Raw genomic sequence first — 16,123 nt, 5'->3', positions numbered from 1 at the left:
CGTCCCCGCCTGCGCGGGGACGCCGGCTGCCTCACCAGGTTCCGGTGTTTTCCATGCTCACCCACGGTTCGGCGGGTTCGAGATGGCCGTCCTGCAGAAGCTCGATGGAGATGCCGTCCGGGCTCTTGACGAAGGCCATGTGGCCATCCCGCGGGGGGCGGTGGATGATGTGGCCGGCGGCCTGAATCTTCGCGCAGGTCTCGTAGATATTGCTCACCCGGTAGGCGAGGTGGCCGAAGTTGCGCCCGCCGGTATAGACCTCGGCTGCGCTGCCGTCTTCGGGCGGCCAGTTGTAGGTCAGTTCGACCTCGGCCACGCCTTCTTCGCCCGGCGCGGCGAGGAAGATCAGCGTGAAGCGGCCCTTTTCGCTGGAGAAACGGCGAACTTCCTTCACGCCGAAGAGTTCAAAGAAAGCAATCGTCGCATCGGGATCGGTCACGCGGATCATCGCGTGGAGAAACTTGGTCACTGAGCGCAGCTCCTTAAGGTGTTCAAATTCGGTTCATCGACAGAATTGCACAGTTCACCGCAGGGCCGAAAGCCCGACAGGGAGACCATGCCGTGACACCGAACGATAGTGAGCCTGCCGCCGATTCCCAATCCTTTCTTGCCCGCCTCAGCCCATCGGGCTGGCAGCGTCCCATGCTGGCGACGGCCGGTGTGCTGGCGCTCGGCATGATCGCCGGAGGCTATCTTCTCGGTGATGGGCTGCGCCGTAGCCGCGAGGCAGACCGCGCCGTTACCGTGCGCGGCCTCGCCGAGCGGGAAGTGACCGCAGATCTCGCCACATGGACCATCGCCTATTCCGCGACCGCCGAAGATATGGGCACCGCACAGGCCAGCGTCGACAAGGACAGCCAGGAGATCCGCGCGTTCTTTGCCGGGCTGGGCTTCCCCGCCGAAGCGCTCCAGCCCACCGGCGTCAACGTCAATACCAGCACCGACAACGGGGTGACGCGCTTCACCGTCCGCCAGCGCATGGCGCTGCGCACCACCGACATCAAGCGGGCGCAGGATGCCGTGCGCCGCCAGTTCGATCTGGTGCGCCGTGGGGTCATGCTCGAGGAAGGTTCGGGCATGGCCTACACCTTCACCGGGCTCGACAAGATCAAGCCCACGATGGTGGCCGAGGCGACCAAGGACGCCCGCCGTTCCGCCGAGCAGTTCGCCAAGGACAGCGGTACAAGCGTCGGCGGTATCAAGAATGCCACGCAGGGCTACTTCGAGGTTTCCGCGCGCGACGGCGATGGCGGCGGCGGCTGGGGCGTATCTGACACACCGTTCAAGAAGGTCCGTGTCGTCACCACAATCGATTTCTATCTGCGTTGATTGCGCAGTTGAGGCAGGGGGCGGAAACGGCCCCTTGCCCGCCTTTGGTCAATCAAGCCGGCAAACAGAAAAGGCGCGCTGCACTGCAGCGCGCCTTCTTTCCTTGCAGTCCGCTCAGAACGACGCGGTCAACGAAACCACGCCCACCGGCTTGGTCGTGCGGTAAAACGAATTCGAGCAGACATCGATCGCCCCGGCCGAACCGGCGCCGCTGCACAGGCCGCTCTTGGCGAAGTCGCTCTGGTGCATATTGGTGCCCACCACTGAGGCATCGAGCGCAAGGTTCTTATACTTCGCGGTAATGCCGACGTTGTAATCAAAGTACGGCTTCGGAAGGTCGAAGCCGCCGCCGGTGTGCGCGAGGTGCGAATGGAAGCTCAGCGGAGTGCCCGGAATTGCCGCGCCCAGTTCGCCGTAGACATAGAGATTGCCGCGATGGGTCGAAGTGAAGTTGTAGTTGAACACCTTCTGCGCGGGCGCAAAGTTCGCGCCGACCTTCGCCGTCACCGGGCCGATGCCCTTGGCCAGCGAACCGTATACTTCCCAGTAATTACCGGTGGTTGCGCCGGGATAGATGTAGCCATAGAGGCCGCCGTCGATGGTGAAGCCGCTATTGCCCAGTGCGTGGGTGTAGCCGCCGTAGACGTCGATTTCGGTGCCGCCGATGTTGATCGGGCTGTTGCCGGCCGAAGCGCTCGAAGCCCAGGTCGAGACATAGAAGCCCGAGCTGTGCGCGATGGTGATGGTGCCCTGCACCACCGGCTTGTTGTCGGACTGCGCGACGCCGCGGAACCGGTACTGGCTGGCGATGGTCGCCGCGCCGGTGATGGTGATGTCGCTGGGCGGGGCAGCTTCGTCGGCAAAGGCGGGTGCAGCAGCGGCAAAGCTCAGCGCGGCAAAGGTTGCGGCCACGAGGGCCTTGCTGGACGTACGCATGGAGAATCCTTTGTTCTTGGGTTTGCGTCGTCCCACCTGCACAGAGCGTGGCGACTCGATTTTTGCGGCCTGCCTTCACTCTGTAACTTTTTGTTGCCGAATTATGCTGCGTCGCACAAGACCGCGACAACGGCTGGTCGCACCTTTCCAACGTTCTGTTGCAATTCCGCACCACGCCCATTGATCGCCTTGTATGGACAGCAAAGAGGCCCATATAACTTTCGTCAGGCCCACCATTGATGTTGAAGCTGCTAAGATCCTTTCTTGAATCCCGCCCCGAACCTGAAGTGATCCCTTCGGTACCGGACGGTCAGCGCGTCTACGCCATTGGTGATATCCATGGGCGGTACGATCTGCTGTGCCAAATGATCGCGCAGATCGAAGCGGATGAGGCAAGCCGTCCCCCCGCCGACACCACGGTCATCCTGCTCGGCGATCTAGTCGACCGCGGGCCAGACAGCGCCAGCGTCATCGCCACCGCGCGCGAATGGGCCAAGCGCCGCCGCGTGCGGATCCTTGCCGGCAATCACGAGGAAATGTTCCTCGGCAGCTTCGAGCGCGACGATACGCTGCGCCATTTCCTGCGCCACGGCGGGCGCGAGACGCTGCTGAGTTATCCGATCGAGCCGGACGTCTACAGCCGCGCCACGCTCGAGGAACTGCGTGCGATCATGCACGAGGCGGTGCCTGCGGACGACATCGAATTCATGCGCGGCATGGAAGACCGCATCCAGATCGGAGACTACGTCTTCGTCCACGCCGGTGTCCGCCCGGGCATTCCGCTGGAGGACCAGAAGGTCTCGGACCTGCGCTGGATCCGCGGCGAATTCATCGAAGGCCCCGAATCGCGCAATTTCGCGGTGGTCCACGGGCACACCATCCTCGAAACCCCGCATGTCTCGCCGCTGCGCATCAGCCTCGATACCGGCGCCTATGCCTCAGGACTGCTCACCGCCGTCGGCCTTGAAGGCACCGCGCGCTGGCTGATTTCCGTGCAGGGCGAACCGGCCGCCGAAGCGGCCTAGTCCTCGAACAGCACCGTCCGGATCGCCCCATCCGCGCGGTAGACGGGCGAATCGCGGCTCACCTCGTACATCCGGTTCCACGTCGCCGTTGGTCCGAGCCCAACCAGCGCATCGCGCATCTGCGCATAATAGGTGTGCTGGAAATGGGCGACGAGCGAGGCGTGGTCCTCCCACAACTCGTGCACCGTCACCCGGTTCGGAACGCAAGGATCGGCGGCAAAGCAGTATTCGAGGCAGCCCGATTCCTCGGTCCGCGTCTTCCACTGGATCGGCCCTGTCAGGCGCACCGCCTCGTCGCGCGTGGCCTCGTCGGCGAACTCGAGATAGGCGTGGATGACCACCTGCGGCATGACGAAATCTCCTCTCGCCGCCACTCAAGCATACCCGGCCGCAGCCGGCACCTATTGAAAAACGCGCCTATTGATAGACGCAGGTGTCGTAGTCGGCGCGCACCGTGTTGACCCGCGCCGCGATCACATTGCCGTGGCGGCGGGTGAAGCCTGTCGCCCCCGTCACCGCACGCACCTTGGGCTGCGGGAAAGCAGCCGCAATGCGCGCCGCTTCAACCCGGCTCAGCCGGGCTGCCGGCTTCTTGTAATAGCGCTGCGCCCCGGCCTCGACGCCGTAGGTGCCAATCCCCGTCTCGGCGACGTTGAGGTAGACCTCCATGATCCGCCGCTTGCCCCAGATCGTCTCGATGAGCACGGTGAACCAGGCTTCCAGCGCCTTGCGCACATAGCCGCCGCCCTGCCACAGGAACACGTTCTTCGCGGTCTGCTGGCTGATCGTCGAACCGCCGCGGATGCGCCCGCCTTCCTGGTTGCGCTCCCACGCTTTCAGGATCGCGTCCTGATCGAACCCGTGGTGCTGGCAGAACTTGCCGTCCTCTCCGGCGATCGCGGCATCCACCATATTGCGGTCGATCTTCGAAAGCGGCACCCATTCCTTGGTGATGCCATTGGGGTCGAAAATCATCGTCAGCGTCACCGGCACCGGCACGAAGCGGTAGATCACCACCATCGTCACGCTCAGGAACAGGAACGCCGCCACCAGCCGGGCCAGCAGCCACCCGGCCTGATGCAGCCAGCCAGCCCGCCGCGCACTTCGCGTGCGGGCGTATCCGGGGTTCCGCAATTGTTGCAGTTCATCATCCATGCGCCGCCAATATTACCCGGCGCAGCGCCGCTGGCAATCGCGCGCGCAGACGCCACACTCCAACTTAGGATAAACGGGCTCAACTGCTGCAAGGGCCCCGAAAACAAAAACGGCCGGGGTCGCCCCCGGCCGCCTTTGCATCCAGATCCGGCTCAAACCTCAGGCCATCAGCAGATGCCGCTCACCGGCAATGCGCTGCATCGCCTTCTGCAGCTTCTCGAACGCACGCACCTCGATCTGGCGCACCCGTTCGCGGCTGACATTGTAGACCTGGCTCAGTTCCTCGAGCGTCTTGGGCTCGTCGATCAGGCGGCGGTCGGTCAGGATATGCCGCTCGCGCTCGGAAAGGCTGTCCATCGCCTCGACCAGCAGGGCATGGCGCAGATGCGCTTCCTCGGCGTCGGCCACGGTCTCGTCCTGCAGCGGGCTGTCATCGACCAGCCAGTCCTGCCACGAACCTTCGCCGTCCTCACGCACCGACACGTTCAGGCTGGCATCACCGCCCATCATCATGCGCCGGTTCATGTTGACGACTTCGGTCTCGGACACGCCGAGGTCGGTCGCGATCTTCTTCACATCGTCAGGATGCAGGTCCGAATCCTCGAACGCCTCGAGGTTCTTCTTCATCCGGCGCAAGTTGAAGAACAGCTTCTTCTGCGCCGCAGTGGTGCCCATCTTCACGAGGCTCCACGACCGCAGGATATATTCCTGGATCGAAGCCTTGATCCACCACATCGCATAAGTCGCGAGGCGGAAACCCCGATCGGGCTCGAACTTCTTCACGCCCTGCATCAGGCCGATGTTGCCTTCGGAGATCAGCTCGCTGACCGGCAGGCCATAGCCGCGATAGCCCATGGCGATCTTGGCCACGAGCCGCAGGTGGCTCGTGACGAGCTGCGCAGCGGCAGCCGGATCGGCGTGTTCCTGATAGCGCTTGGCAAGCATGTATTCCTGCTCGGGCGCCAGCACGGGGAACTTGCGGATTTCGGCGAGATAGCGATTGAGCCCTGCTTCACCGCCACCAAGGGCAGGAACCAGCGCGCTCGATTTCTTCTCAGACACCAAAACACATCCTTTCGCCGCGCCCGCTGGGAGAGGGAGGGGGCGCGAACCTCATAGGCCTAACCCGGCCAAGGCTGTGTCGCGATACGTTCGCGGCTTGTTCCGGTATATCGGAGGCCTGCGAGTCGTGCCACACAGCAAAACTATTCGCCCACGTAGCGCCATTCGATACAGCGCGTTTTTGGGGCATTGCACCTTTGATCCATAGAGCGCCGTCAGCCACCATGCCCTCCCAGTTCGACAATGAGCGTGCTGAGATCGACGGGCGTCGGGCTGGTGAAGCGCACCGACTCGCCGCTCGCCGGGTGGATGAAGCCAAGCTCGGCGGCGTGCAGGGCCTGCCGGCGAAAGCCGAGCCGGGCGAGCAATGGCTTGTGCTGGGAAGATGGACGTCCATAGACAGGATCCCCCACTAGCGCATGGCCGATTGATGCAAGGTGAACGCGCACCTGGTGGGTTCGCCCAGTCTCGAGCCGGCATTCGATCAGCGCGGCGCCGCTCAACACTTCAATGGTCCGGTAATGCGTTACCGCGTGCTTGCCGCGCCCATCCGCCACCAGCGCCATCTTCTTGCGGTCCTGGTCGCTGCGCCCGATCGCGCCGCGCACCGTGCCGGAAGCGGGCACGGGCACCCCGGTCGTCACAGCCTTGTAAACGCGGTGGATCGAATGGTCGGCAAACTGCTTTGCCAGCCCCTCGTGCGCCGCATCGGTCTTGGCGACGACCAGTAACCCCGAAGTATCCTTGTCGATCCGGTGCACGATCCCCGGCCGCGCCACACCGCCGATGCCCGAAAGCTGGCCCCGGCAATGATGCAGCAGCGCGTTGACCAGCGTGCCATCGGCATTGCCCGCCGCCGGATGCACCACCAGCCCCGCCGGCTTGTCGATGACGATCAGGTGCGCGTCTTCGTAAACCACACTCAGCGGAATATCCTGCGCCGCCGCTTCGGCAGGCACGGCTTCGGGGACGCGGATGGTGAAGGGCGTGCCTTCGGCTGGCTTGAGCGAAGCCTGCGCCGCGGTCTTCCCGGCCAGCGCCACCCGGCCTTCGTCCATCAGCGCCTTGACCCGCTCGCGCGAGAGGCCCGAGACATCCGCCAGCGCCCGGTCGAGCCGCAGCCCGCCGGCTGGAATGACGCCCTCGATGATCGTTTCACATGCCCCCATGGTTGGTGCGATATGGGGGGTGGAGGCCGGGGGGGCAAGAGTTTGAGACCCGACCGTCGAGCCAGCATCCTTCGACAGGCTCAGGATGAGCGGGGTTTGGTTATGCAGAACACACAAGTCCCGCTTATGCTGAGCTCATCCTGAGCTTGTCGATGGACGAAGCACCTCACACCGCGCTAGCCCAGCAGCATGGACTTCCATGCCTACCTCGTCCGCTGCGCTGATGGCTCCTACTACGCCGGACACACTGACAATCTGGAACAGCGCATCGGCCAGCATGAGGCCGGCACCACCGGCGGCTACACCGCGCGCCGCCGTCCGGTAACCCTTGTCTGGTCAGAACGCTTCGCAACACGTGATGAGGCGTTTGCGGCCGAACGCAAGCTGAAGGGGTGGAGCCGGGCGAAGAAGGAAGCGCTGATTGCGGGAGATTGGGAGCTGGTTTCCGAACTGGCCCGCAACCGGCGGGGTAGCGCCAACATCCTTCGACAAGCTCAGGATGAGCGGGGCGGGGTAAATCTCACTGAAAAACAAAGAACCGCTCGTGGTGAGCTTGTCGAACCACCGCTCACAACGCCAGCCCCCATAACCCTTACCCCATCCGCCCATGCCGCAATCTTGCACGCCGCAGCCAAGGCAGTGCCCAACGAAGCCTGCGGCCTCCTACTCGGCACTCCGACCCATATCGTAGCGGCCCAGCCCACCGCCAATGTCCACCCCGAACCGGCACGCCACTTCGAGATCGATCCCGCAGCGCTGATCCCCGCGCACAAGGCCGCGCGGGCGGGCGGCCCGCAACTCGTCGGTTATTTCCACTCGCACCCCAATGGCCTTGCCCGCCCCTCCGCGACCGACGCCGCCATGGCCGCGGGCGATGGGCGGATCTGGGCGATTGCCGCGGCTGGCGAAATCAGCCTTTGGCGCGATGCGCCATCAGGGTTCGAAGCGCTTTCCTATGCGATCAAGGAGAGTTAAGGCAGGTTAGTGATGTCATGCCCGACCCTTGCCTCTGCGCTTCGCGACGGGTTCGCCGCGGCTCCGGCTGGGCCCCCGCGCGTTTCCCTCAGGACAGTGTCAACTGTGTCAACCTATTCAGCGAAAAGGCCCGAATTCTGAACATGACCACCGATTCGCTCGATCTCGCCAGCCTGCTTTGCTCGCGCCTGTGCCACGACATGCTCTCCCCCGTCGGCGCGCTCACCAATGGTCTTGAACTCCTCGCCGAGGAGAAGGACCCCGAAATGCGCCAAAAGTGTTTCGAGCTACTGGAGCAGAGCGCGCGCATTTCGGCGGACAAGCTGCGCTTCTTCCGCCTCGCCTTCGGGGCGGCGGGCGGCTTCGGCGATATGGTTCCGCTGGCCGAACCGCGCGCGCTGATCGATGCGCTGGTCGGCAACAATGGCCGCATCCAGGCCAACTGGGCGCTCTCCGGAGACAGCCTGCCCAAGCCTGCGGTGAAGACCCTGCTCAACCTCGCGCTGATCGGCATCGAGGCGCTGGTGCGCGGCGGCACGCTCGATATCGCCGCCGAACTGCGCACCGATGGCGCAAAGCCCTGCAGCGAAATCGTGATCCGCGCCACCGGCGCCCGCGTCGTGTTCGATCGCAATGTCGGCCTCGCGCTCGAAGGCCACCTGCCGCCGGAAGAGCTCTCCAGCCGCACCGCGCCCGCCGCGATGCTGCGCCAGCTGGTCGACGCGATCGGCGGCACGATCCAGTACCACGCCGCGCCAGAAGCTCTCGTCATGGGGGCGATGCTGCCGGCTGCCGCCTGAGGATCGAGAGCGCCGATGAACCGTTGGCTGGTCCACCGCGAGGTCCCCTCGCCCAACTGGAACGAGCGCAAGCTGCCCGTTTCGATGGTGGTCCTGCACTACACCGGCATGCGCACCGCCGCCGAAGCACTTGAACGGCTGTGTGATCCCGCCGCAGAAGTTTCCGCGCACTACATGATCGACGAAGATGGCACCGTTATCCGCCTCGTCGACGAAGCCAAGCGCGCCTGGCATGCGGGCCGCTCGTCTTGGCGCGGGATTACCGATGTGAACTCCGCAAGCATTGGTATCGAGCTCGTCAATCCGGGCCACGAGTTCGGCTATAGGCCCTTTCCCGAGGCCCAGATGGAAGCGCTGCTCCCGCTGCTGGCCGATATCGTGAAGCGCCACGATATCCCCCGCGCCAATATCGTCGGCCACTCGGACATCGCCCCGGCGCGCAAGGAGGATCCGGGCGAGCTGTTCCCGTGGGATCTCCTCGCGCGCTACCGGCTGGCGCTCGCCAAGCCCAAGCTCGCGATCCAGCTGGTGTTCGACAACCCCGGCGCCTTCTACCTCGCGCTCGAACGCTTCGGGTACGATATCACCGATCCCGAAGCTGCCGTCCGCGCCTTCCAGCGCCGCTGGCGCCCCTCGCGCATCGATGGTGAGGTCGACGGGCAGATCGGCGCGCTGCTGTTCGAGCTTTTGTTGGAACGCGACGTCGGGCGTGCTAGGTGACCCCTCGCCAGGGGGCCGGGCAGCCGCGTTCCCGCTCATCCTGAGCTTGTCGAAGGATAGCGGGGCCGAGGAAAGTCCGGGCTCCACGAAACAAGGGTGGCGGGTAACGCCCGCCGGTCACGGACCTAGTCCGGGGCAAGGGAAAGTGCCACAGAGAGCAGACCGCTAACCCAGGAATGGGCAGCAAGGGTGAAAGGGTGCGGCAAGAGCGCACCGCGCGACTGGCAACAGGAGCGGCATGGCAAACCCCACCCGGAGCAAGACCGAATAGGGACTGCGCGCTCTTAGGAGCAGGCCTGTTTCGGGCCAGCAGTCCGGGTTGGTCGCTTGAGCGCGCTCGGCAACGGGCCGCCTAGAGGAATGGCTGCCAGTGCGGATACGGTCGACTTGTGCGATACCGTCCGCGCTACAGAACCCGGCTTACAGGCCCCCTGGCAATTGTATCAACACGATCAAACCGTTTTCCTACGCCGACGTGAGGCGCTAGGAAGCGGCAAATGTCCGGCGCGCATCATCACCACCACGACCATCATCATGGGCATGGCCACGGGCATCACCATCACGCCCCCGCCAGCTTCGGCCGCGCCTTCGCCATCGGCATCGCGCTCAATTCCGGCTTTGTCCTGATCGAGGCGACATACGGCATTCTCGCCGGTTCGATGGCGCTCGTTGCCGATGCGGGCCACAACCTTTCCGATGTGCTCAGCCTCGCCGTGGCCTGGGCAGCCAGCGTGCTGGCAGCCCGCCCGCCCTCGGCGCGCTTCACATATGGCTACAAGTCGAGTTCGATCCTCGCCGCGCTGTTCAACGCCGCGCTGCTGATGCTCGCGCTGGGAGCGATCCTTGTCGAGACGATCCACCGCCTGATTGCACCGGAACCGGTAGCAGCCGGGCCGGTCATGATCGTTGCCGCGATAGGCATCGCGATCAACACGCTGACCGCGCTCCTCTTCCTGCGCGGGCGGGAGCACGACATCAACATTCGCGGCGCCTACCTCCACATGGCCTCGGACGCAGCGGTTTCTGCCGGTGTAGTCGGTGCAGGCGCGCTGATCGCGTTGACTGGCGCGTGGTGGATCGATCCCGCCACCAGCCTCGTCATTGTTGGCGTGATCGCATGGGGCACGTGGGGCCTTGCCAAGGATTCGCTCAAGATGGGCCTTCACGCCGTGCCCGCCTCGGTCGATTGCCACGCTGTCGAGCATCATCTGGAGGCACTGCCAGGCGTCAGCGCGGTCCACGATCTCCATATCTGGCCGATGAGCACGACCGAGACCGCGATGACCGCGCATCTCGTGATGCCGGCCGGCCACCCCGGCGATGCCTTCCTGACCGTCCTCGCCCGCACGCTGGAGCACGACTTCGGCATCTGCCACGCCACAGTCCAGATCGAGACGACCGACCACGCCGGTCACGCCTGCGCGCCCGCCTGCCAGCCGCGCGCGCAAGTCGCCTAGGAGGGCGCTGGACAACCCCGCGCGGGGGCCGATACTCTCTTGCCATGCCCCAGGTAGGAGCCTCCCCCATGTCTGTTGCCAGTTCCCTCGATCGCCGCACTGCCCTGACCGCCGCTCTCACCGCCGCTGCCGCCAGCGCGCTGCCTGCTGCCGCCCAGACCGCACCCGCTCCCATCGGCCCGGTGTTCGCGCCCGCACCCGCTCCGCTGCCGTTCGATCCGGCCACGATCCCCGGCCTTTCCGCCAAGCTCCTCACCAGCCACCACGACAACAACTACGTCGGCGCGGTAAAGCGCATCGGCGCAATCAAGGGCGAACTTGCCAAGCTCGACATGGCGACCGCGCCCGGCTTCATGCTCAATGGCCTGAAGCGCGAGGAACTGCTCGCATGGAACTCGATGATCCTCCACGAAGTCTACTTCTCGTGCCTCGGCACCGGCGGCAAACCGGGCGCGAAACTGGGCGCCGCAATCGAGCGTGATTTCGGCAGCTTCGCGCGCTGGGCGGCGGAGTTTTCCGCGATGGGCAAGGCGCTCGGCGGCGGCTCGGGCTGGGTGCTGTTGCAATGGTCCCCGCACGATGGCCGCCTTACCAACCAGTGGGCGAACGACCACACCCAGACCCTTGCGGGCGGCGTGCCGATCCTCGCGATGGACATGTACGAACACGCCTACGCCATGGACTACGGTGCCAAGGCCGCCGCCTACGTCGACGCCTTCATGGCCGCCGCAACGTGGGCGGCTGCAGATGCGCGGTTTGCGAAGGTGGCGGTCTAAGACACCGCAAAAGCAGATCGCCCGCTGGCTTCCACCAGCGGGCGATCAATGTTCACTCGGTGAGAGCGGCTGACTAAGCCGCTTCTTCCTTGCCCTTCAGAACCTGAACCGGCTCCTTGCGGCCATCGACGACGTCCTTGTCGACCACCACTTCGGTCACGCCTTCCAGCGTCGGCAGATCGAACATCGTATCGAGCAGCAGCCCTTCGACAATCGAGCGCAGGCCGCGTGCGCCGGTCTTGCGTTCGATGGCCTTCTTGGCGATCGCCTCAAGCGCCTCGTCGGTGAAGGTCAGCGCCACGTCTTCGAGATCGAACAGCTTCTGGTACTGCTTGATGAGCGCGTTCTTAGGCTCACGCAGGATCTTGACCAGTGCCTCGATGTCGAGGTCGTTCAGCGTCGCGATCACCGGCAGACGGCCGACAAATTCGGGGATCAGGCCGAACTTGAGGAGGTCTTCCGGCTCCGCCTTCTGGAGCAGCTCGCCCACCTTGCGCTTGTCCGGATCGGCGACATGCGCACCGAAGCCGATCGAGCGCTTCTGCAGGCGGTCGGAGATGATCTTTTCAAGGCCGGCAAAAGCGCCGCCGCAGATGAAAAGGATATTGGTCGTGTCCACCTGCAGGAATTCCTGCTGCGGATGCTTGCGCCCGCCCTGCGGCGGCACGCTCGCGGTGGTGCCTTCCATCAGCTTGAGCAGCGCCTGCTGCACGCCTTCGCCCGAAACGTCGCGCGTGATCGAAGGATTCTCGGCCTTGCGGCTGATCTTGTCGATCTCGTCGATGTAGACGATGCCGTGCTGCGCCTTCTCGACGTTGTAGTCAGAGGCCTGGAGCAGCTTGAGGATGATGTTCTCGACGTCTTCACCCACGTAGCCCGCTTCGGTCAGCGTCGTCGCGTCGGCCATGGTGAAGGGCACGTCGAAGGTTTTCGCCAGCGTCTGCGCGAGCAGCGTCTTGCCCGAGCCGGTGGGGCCGACGAGCAGGATGTTCGACTTCGACAGTTCGACGTCGCCGCCCTTGCCGCTGTGCTTGAGGCGCTTGTAGTGGTTGTGCACCGCGACCGAGAGCACGCGCTTCGCGCGGTCCTGCCCGATCACGTAATCGTTCAGCGTGACGAAGATATCGCGCGGCGTGGGGACGCCGCCGTCCTTCTTCCCGGCAAGGCCGGCCTTGGTCTCCTCGCGGATGATGTCGTTGCACAGCTCGACGCATTCATCGCAGATGAACACGGTGGGGCCGGCGATGAGCTTGCGCACTTCGTGCTGCGATTTGCCGCAGAAACTGCAGTACAGCGTGCTCTTGGTATCCGATCCGGAAAGCTTGGTCATTCCTGTATCCCAGACGCCCCTCCACGAGGGGCGGGCCCGATTATCCTACTACCCGGAGGGCATTAATCAACCGAACACGAAAATAGCGAACAATCCCTGACCCAATATCCTGTCATTTTAGGGCAAAATATTGGATTCAGGCCCTAATCATGCAGTGGGCGCGCCGCCCGAACCATCCTCGACTCCGGTCTGCTCCGATGCAGGCCGCGATTCGTAGACCTTGTCGACGAGTCCGAACTTCAGCGCTTCATCGGCTTCGAGGAAGGTATCGCGGTCCATCGCCTTCTCGATTTCCTCGAGCGAACGGCCGGTGAACTTCACATAAAGGTCGTTCATGCGCGAGCGCATGCGCAGGATTTCACGCGCCTGGATCTCGATATCCGAGGCCATGCCGCGCGCGCCGCCCGAGGGCTGGTGGACCATGATGCGCGCGTTGGGGAGCGCGATGCGCATGCCCGGCTCACCCGCAGCGAGCAGGAAGCTGCCCATCGAAGCAGCCTGGCCGATGCACACGGTCGAGACGCGCGGGCGGATGTACTGCATCGTATCGTAGATCGCGAGGCCAGCCGTCACCACGCCGCCGGGCGAGTTGATGTACATCGCGATGTCCTTCGAGGGGTTCTCGCTCTCAAGGAACAGCAGCTGCGCCACGATCAGCGAAGCCATGTGATCCTCGACCTCGCCCGTCACGAAAACGATGCGTTCGCGCAGCAGGCGCGAGAAGATATCGAAGCTGCGTTCGCCGCGGCTGGTCTGCTCGACCACCACCGGCACGAGCGCCCCGGTGATGGGATCCTGGGTGAAGCGTCCCTGATTGCCGTAAACCGATGCGCCGTGTGCGCCGTAAAGATCGAGCATGGAGTCCTCTTTGCTAAGCCTGACCTATGTCGCGTGCCACGACGGGATGTTCAAGGGCGTTAACCGCGCATCCGAAGAACTAGCGGAGAAAAGTGGTGCAAGATCGGCGAAATCGGCCCGAATTGCCCCTCCATGCGCTTGCACAGGCGCACCGTTCGCCGCAGCTTCCCCTCAAATTCGTCAGGGGTGCTCCATGTCCAGACTTGCCGCCAAAGCCGTTTCCGCCGTCCTTCTCGCCGCTACCGCGCTCGCCGCGCCTGCCGTTCATGCACAGGAAACCGTCGCCACCTACCTCGCGCGCATCAAGGCGATCGACAAGGCGGGACCGAAAATCAACGCCGTGATCGCGCTCAATCCCGATGCCGCGAAGGCCGAAGCGGCAGCGAAATCGGTGACGGGGCCGCTCGCCGGCAAGGTCATTCTCGTCAAGGACAACGTCGAGACCGCCGACCGCATGCCGACGACGGCCGGCAGCCTGCTTCTCAAGGACAACTTTGCGGGCCGCGATGCGCCGTTCATGGTGGGCCTGCGCGCGGCAGGTGTCGTCGTGCTGGGCAAGACCAACCTTTCCGAGTGGGCCAACATGCGCTCGGGCCAGTCCTCCAGCGGGTGGAGCGCGGTGGGTGGGCAGACGCGCAACCCACACGCGCTTGATCGTTCGCCCTGCGGCTCCTCCTCGGGCAGCGGCGCGGCGATTGCGGCGGGGATGGCGTGGGGCGCGATCGGCAGCGAGACCGATGGCTCGATCACTTGCCCCGCGTCCCTCAACGGCATTGTCGGCTTCAAGCCCACCGTCGGCATGATCAGCCGCACCCATGTCGTGCCGATCAGCCATAGCCAGGATACGGTCGGCCCGATGACCACGAGCGTGCGCGATGCAGCCCTCATGCTCACTGCGATGGCCGGCACTGACCCGGCAGACCCCGCCACCGCCGAGGCCGATGCGCACAAGACCGACTTCGCCGCCGGGCTTGCCGCTTCCAGCCTCAAAGGCGTTCGACTCGGCGTGCTGCGCAAGGCCGTCGGGAACAATCCCAAGGTGATCGCCCTGTTCGACAAGGCGCTCGATGATCTCAAGGCGGCAGGCGCGGTGCTGGTCGACATCGACTACACCCCGCCCGGCGAAATGGGCCGCGATGAATATACCGTGCTGCTCTACGAGCTGCGCACCGATCTGGCCGCCTATCTCCAGTCGGTCCCGGCGTCCTCGTTCAAGGACACCCCACCTGCGCGCACGCTGGCCGATGCCATCGCCTTCAACAAGGCGCACCCGGAAGAACTCCGCTGGTTCCCGCAGGACGAGTTCGACGAAGCCGAGGCGATGACCGACACTGCGGTCTACCAGAAGGCGCGCGCAAACTCGTTGCGGCTGGCCGGGGTGGACGGCATCGACAAGCTGCTGGCCGACAACCGCGTCTCGTTCCTGATCGCCCCCACCGCGCCGCCGGCCTGGGCAATCGATCTCGTGACGGGGGATCATTCAATCGACGTCGGCATGGGCAGCCTCGCCGCGATCTCCGGTTACCCGCACCTCACCGTGCCGATGGGCGCAGTCGAGGGGCTGCCGATGGGCCTTTCGTTCATGGGTGCGAAGTGGGACGACAAGCGCGTGCTGGAAGCCGGCGCCGCCTACGAACGCGCCCGGACGGTGCCAGTGCCCAAGCCTGCACTGAAGCGCTGGGGAGAGTAAACTCCAGAGCCCCCCGTAGTCCGGAAGTCCCAGCTCCCGCTTGGTTGCCCCCATCCCGCTCACCCTGAGCTTGTCGAAGGGTGCTGGAGCAACGGCTGCGCATGATGCTTCGGCAAGCTCAGCATCAGCGGGTTGGGTAAGAGGTCTGGCCGGGATTAACCCCGGTTCCGGCGAAGCACATCGAGCGCTTCAAGCTCTCGCTCCAAATTGATCTGGCGTGCTTTCGCTGCCCGTAGGGCGGCGCATTCCTCACGGGTCTTCTTCCGCTGCGCCGACCAGCGGGCGAGGCGGCGACCCGAATCGCGCAGCAGAAAGGCGATCACATCGACCATTCCCTGCCGCCGCGCCGGAACCAGCGCGCGCGCCTTCGGCAGCGGCGCATCGGCGAGTGCGGCGATGAGTTCCGGCTCAGGTCCGGGTTCAGGCTGGGGTGGCGGCAGCAGCAGCACAGGCCTCGGGACCGCCACTTGCTCGACAAGGGGTTCGAGCCGCACGGGCAGGCTCAACGCCGGTGCGGCAAGCAGCTTCACCGGCGGGCTGAACGTCCCCTGCACCGGGCTTGCCGCCGGGATCGCCGGGAGTTGCTCGGGCCGGACAGCCTTGGCCGGCTTGCTGCGCGCCGCGCCCTTCTTGGCGGCAGACTTGGTGCGGCGAGGCTTCTCGATCCCCGCGCGTGAGGCCGGATCCAGCACTGGCACTGCACGCACCTCCGCGAGCCGTGCGGCAGCCTTGCGCGCTTTCTTGCCCTTTGGATTGCGGCGCTTCGGTCGCCGCTGCTCGATCAGGCCGCATTCGTCCGCCACGGCAAGCGGAATTGCCATTGAGCCGCCAGCAACTGAGG

At 64.8% G+C, this 16,123-nt stretch carries 17 protein-coding genes and 1 other RNA gene; 9 read left to right on the top strand and 9 right to left on the bottom strand.

Annotated elements, in window-relative coordinates; genetic code table 11:
* Positions 1-31: 31 nt before the first annotated feature.
* Positions 32-469 carry a VOC family protein gene (locus tag NSE01_RS13425; protein ID WP_147160152.1) on the bottom strand — a complete coding sequence of 146 codons (438 nt, stop codon included), beginning with the start codon at positions 467-469 and terminating at the stop codon, positions 32-34.
* A gap of 173 nt (positions 470-642) precedes the next feature.
* On the opposite strand from NSE01_RS13425, the gene NSE01_RS13420 reads away from it, so the two are divergent.
* Positions 643-1,329 carry an SIMPL domain-containing protein gene (locus NSE01_RS13420; protein WP_147160314.1) on the top strand — a complete coding sequence of 229 codons (687 nt, stop codon included), beginning with the start codon at positions 643-645 and terminating at the stop codon, positions 1,327-1,329.
* A 114-nt stretch (positions 1,330-1,443) separates the two neighbouring features.
* Here the strand turns inward: NSE01_RS13420 and NSE01_RS13415 are convergent, their stop codons facing one another.
* Positions 1,444-2,265 carry a TorF family putative porin gene (locus tag NSE01_RS13415; RefSeq protein ID WP_147160151.1) on the bottom strand — a complete coding sequence of 274 codons (822 nt, stop codon included), beginning with the start codon at positions 2,263-2,265 and terminating at the stop codon, positions 1,444-1,446.
* A gap of 287 nt (positions 2,266-2,552) precedes the next feature.
* Here NSE01_RS13415 and NSE01_RS13410 point away from each other — a divergent pair, with 287 nt between their 5' ends.
* On the top strand, positions 2,553-3,290 hold the full coding sequence (locus tag NSE01_RS13410; RefSeq protein ID WP_246135208.1) for a metallophosphoesterase family protein: 738 nt from the start codon (positions 2,553-2,555) through the stop codon (positions 3,288-3,290).
* On the opposite strand, the gene NSE01_RS13405 is transcribed toward NSE01_RS13410, so the two are convergent.
* From NSE01_RS13405 to NSE01_RS13390, 4 genes are all read right to left on the bottom strand, one after another.
* Positions 3,287-3,640 carry a putative quinol monooxygenase gene (locus NSE01_RS13405; protein WP_147160149.1) on the bottom strand — a complete coding sequence of 118 codons (354 nt, stop codon included), beginning with the start codon at positions 3,638-3,640 and terminating at the stop codon, positions 3,287-3,289. The two genes, NSE01_RS13410 and NSE01_RS13405, sit on opposite strands and share 4 nt — an antisense overlap.
* Positions 3,641-3,707: 67 nt before the next feature.
* Complete coding sequence (gene mtgA, locus NSE01_RS13400) at positions 3,708-4,445, bottom strand: monofunctional biosynthetic peptidoglycan transglycosylase (RefSeq protein WP_147160148.1); 738 nt, start codon at positions 4,443-4,445, stop codon at positions 3,708-3,710.
* 159 nt (positions 4,446-4,604) lie between these two features.
* A complete protein-coding gene (gene rpoH / locus NSE01_RS13395) occupies positions 4,605-5,507 on the bottom strand; it encodes an RNA polymerase sigma factor RpoH (RefSeq protein WP_147160147.1) in 903 nt (300 codons plus the stop codon).
* 215 nt (positions 5,508-5,722) lie between these two features.
* Positions 5,723-6,676, bottom strand: a complete 954-nt coding sequence (locus NSE01_RS13390) for an RluA family pseudouridine synthase (RefSeq protein ID WP_147160146.1) — start codon at positions 6,674-6,676, stop codon at positions 5,723-5,725.
* Positions 6,677-6,865: 189 nt separating this feature from the next.
* Here NSE01_RS13390 and NSE01_RS21935 point away from each other — a divergent pair, with 189 nt between their 5' ends.
* The 6 genes from NSE01_RS21935 to NSE01_RS13355 all read left to right on the top strand — a co-directional run bounded on the left by NSE01_RS21935 (position 6,866) and on the right by NSE01_RS13355 (position 11,404).
* Positions 6,866-7,651 (top strand): Mov34/MPN/PAD-1 family protein, encoded by a 786-nt coding sequence (locus NSE01_RS21935; RefSeq protein WP_307725988.1) that lies wholly within the window; start codon positions 6,866-6,868, stop codon positions 7,649-7,651.
* Between the two features lie 143 nt (positions 7,652-7,794).
* A complete protein-coding gene (locus tag NSE01_RS13375; RefSeq protein ID WP_147160145.1) occupies positions 7,795-8,451 on the top strand; it encodes a histidine phosphotransferase family protein in 657 nt (218 codons plus the stop codon).
* A 15-nt stretch (positions 8,452-8,466) separates the two neighbouring features.
* Positions 8,467-9,171: an N-acetylmuramoyl-L-alanine amidase gene (locus NSE01_RS13370; RefSeq protein ID WP_147160144.1), complete on the top strand. Its 705-nt coding sequence runs from the start codon at positions 8,467-8,469 to the stop codon at positions 9,169-9,171.
* Between the two features lie 7 nt (positions 9,172-9,178).
* An RNA gene (gene rnpB, locus NSE01_RS13365) (RNase P RNA component class A) lies at positions 9,179-9,610 on the top strand.
* 58 nt (positions 9,611-9,668) lie between these two features.
* Complete coding sequence (locus tag NSE01_RS13360) at positions 9,669-10,628, top strand: cation diffusion facilitator family transporter (protein WP_147160143.1); 960 nt, start codon at positions 9,669-9,671, stop codon at positions 10,626-10,628.
* 68 nt (positions 10,629-10,696) lie between these two features.
* Positions 10,697-11,404: a superoxide dismutase gene (locus NSE01_RS13355; protein ID WP_147160142.1), complete on the top strand. Its 708-nt coding sequence runs from the start codon at positions 10,697-10,699 to the stop codon at positions 11,402-11,404.
* A 73-nt stretch (positions 11,405-11,477) separates the two neighbouring features.
* Here NSE01_RS13355 and clpX read toward each other — a convergent pair whose 3' ends face one another.
* Both clpX and clpP read right to left on the bottom strand, forming a co-directional pair.
* The gene (gene clpX / locus NSE01_RS13350) at positions 11,478-12,734 is read right to left on the bottom strand and encodes an ATP-dependent Clp protease ATP-binding subunit ClpX (protein ID WP_147160141.1); all 1,257 of its coding nucleotides are present in this window, start codon (positions 12,732-12,734) and stop codon (positions 11,478-11,480) included.
* 147 nt (positions 12,735-12,881) lie between these two features.
* Positions 12,882-13,592 (bottom strand): ATP-dependent Clp endopeptidase proteolytic subunit ClpP, encoded by a 711-nt coding sequence (gene clpP, locus NSE01_RS13345; RefSeq protein WP_147160140.1) that lies wholly within the window; start codon positions 13,590-13,592, stop codon positions 12,882-12,884.
* A 193-nt stretch (positions 13,593-13,785) separates the two neighbouring features.
* Between clpP and NSE01_RS13340 the strand changes: the two genes are divergently transcribed.
* Positions 13,786-15,282, top strand: a complete 1,497-nt coding sequence (locus NSE01_RS13340) for an amidase (protein WP_147160139.1) — start codon at positions 13,786-13,788, stop codon at positions 15,280-15,282.
* Positions 15,283-15,437: 155 nt separating this feature from the next.
* Here NSE01_RS13340 and NSE01_RS13335 read toward each other — a convergent pair whose 3' ends face one another.
* Entirely contained in the window at positions 15,438-16,103 is a 666-nt protein-coding gene (locus tag NSE01_RS13335; protein ID WP_147160138.1) for a hypothetical protein, read from the bottom strand.
* Positions 16,104-16,123 lie beyond the last annotated feature (20 nt).

It is taken from the genome of Novosphingobium sediminis (assembly GCF_007991615.1).
Classification (GTDB): domain Bacteria; phylum Pseudomonadota; class Alphaproteobacteria; order Sphingomonadales; family Sphingomonadaceae; genus Novosphingobium; species Novosphingobium sediminis.
The sequence above is the reverse complement of the archived record's forward strand: the minus strand, read 5'-3'. Positions and strand labels throughout refer to the sequence as shown.

Excerpts from the sequence above, each read along its gene's own strand:
- NSE01_RS13420 (WP_147160314.1), top strand. The coding sequence starts at position 643 with ATGCTGGCGACGGCCGGTGTGCTGGCGCTCGGCATGATCGCCGGAGGC.
- NSE01_RS13415 (WP_147160151.1), bottom strand. The coding sequence starts at position 2,265 with ATGCGTACGTCCAGCAAGGCCCTCGTGGCCGCAACCTTTGCCGCGCTG.
- NSE01_RS13405 (WP_147160149.1), bottom strand. The coding sequence starts at position 3,640 with ATGCCGCAGGTGGTCATCCACGCCTATCTCGAGTTCGCCGACGAGGCC.
- mtgA (WP_147160148.1), bottom strand. The coding sequence starts at position 4,445 with ATGGATGATGAACTGCAACAATTGCGGAACCCCGGATACGCCCGCACG.
- NSE01_RS13390 (WP_147160146.1), bottom strand. The coding sequence starts at position 6,676 with ATGGGGGCATGTGAAACGATCATCGAGGGCGTCATTCCAGCCGGCGGG.
- NSE01_RS21935 (WP_307725988.1), top strand. The coding sequence starts at position 6,866 with ATGGACTTCCATGCCTACCTCGTCCGCTGCGCTGATGGCTCCTACTAC.
- NSE01_RS13375 (WP_147160145.1), top strand. The coding sequence starts at position 7,795 with ATGACCACCGATTCGCTCGATCTCGCCAGCCTGCTTTGCTCGCGCCTG.
- NSE01_RS13370 (WP_147160144.1), top strand. The coding sequence starts at position 8,467 with ATGAACCGTTGGCTGGTCCACCGCGAGGTCCCCTCGCCCAACTGGAAC.
- NSE01_RS13360 (WP_147160143.1), top strand. The coding sequence starts at position 9,669 with ATGTCCGGCGCGCATCATCACCACCACGACCATCATCATGGGCATGGC.
- NSE01_RS13355 (WP_147160142.1), top strand. The coding sequence starts at position 10,697 with ATGTCTGTTGCCAGTTCCCTCGATCGCCGCACTGCCCTGACCGCCGCT.
- clpX (WP_147160141.1), bottom strand. The coding sequence starts at position 12,734 with ATGACCAAGCTTTCCGGATCGGATACCAAGAGCACGCTGTACTGCAGT.
- clpP (WP_147160140.1), bottom strand. The coding sequence starts at position 13,592 with ATGCTCGATCTTTACGGCGCACACGGCGCATCGGTTTACGGCAATCAG.
- NSE01_RS13340 (WP_147160139.1), top strand. The coding sequence starts at position 13,786 with ATGTCCAGACTTGCCGCCAAAGCCGTTTCCGCCGTCCTTCTCGCCGCT.
- NSE01_RS13335 (WP_147160138.1), bottom strand. The coding sequence starts at position 16,103 with ATGGCAATTCCGCTTGCCGTGGCGGACGAATGCGGCCTGATCGAGCAG.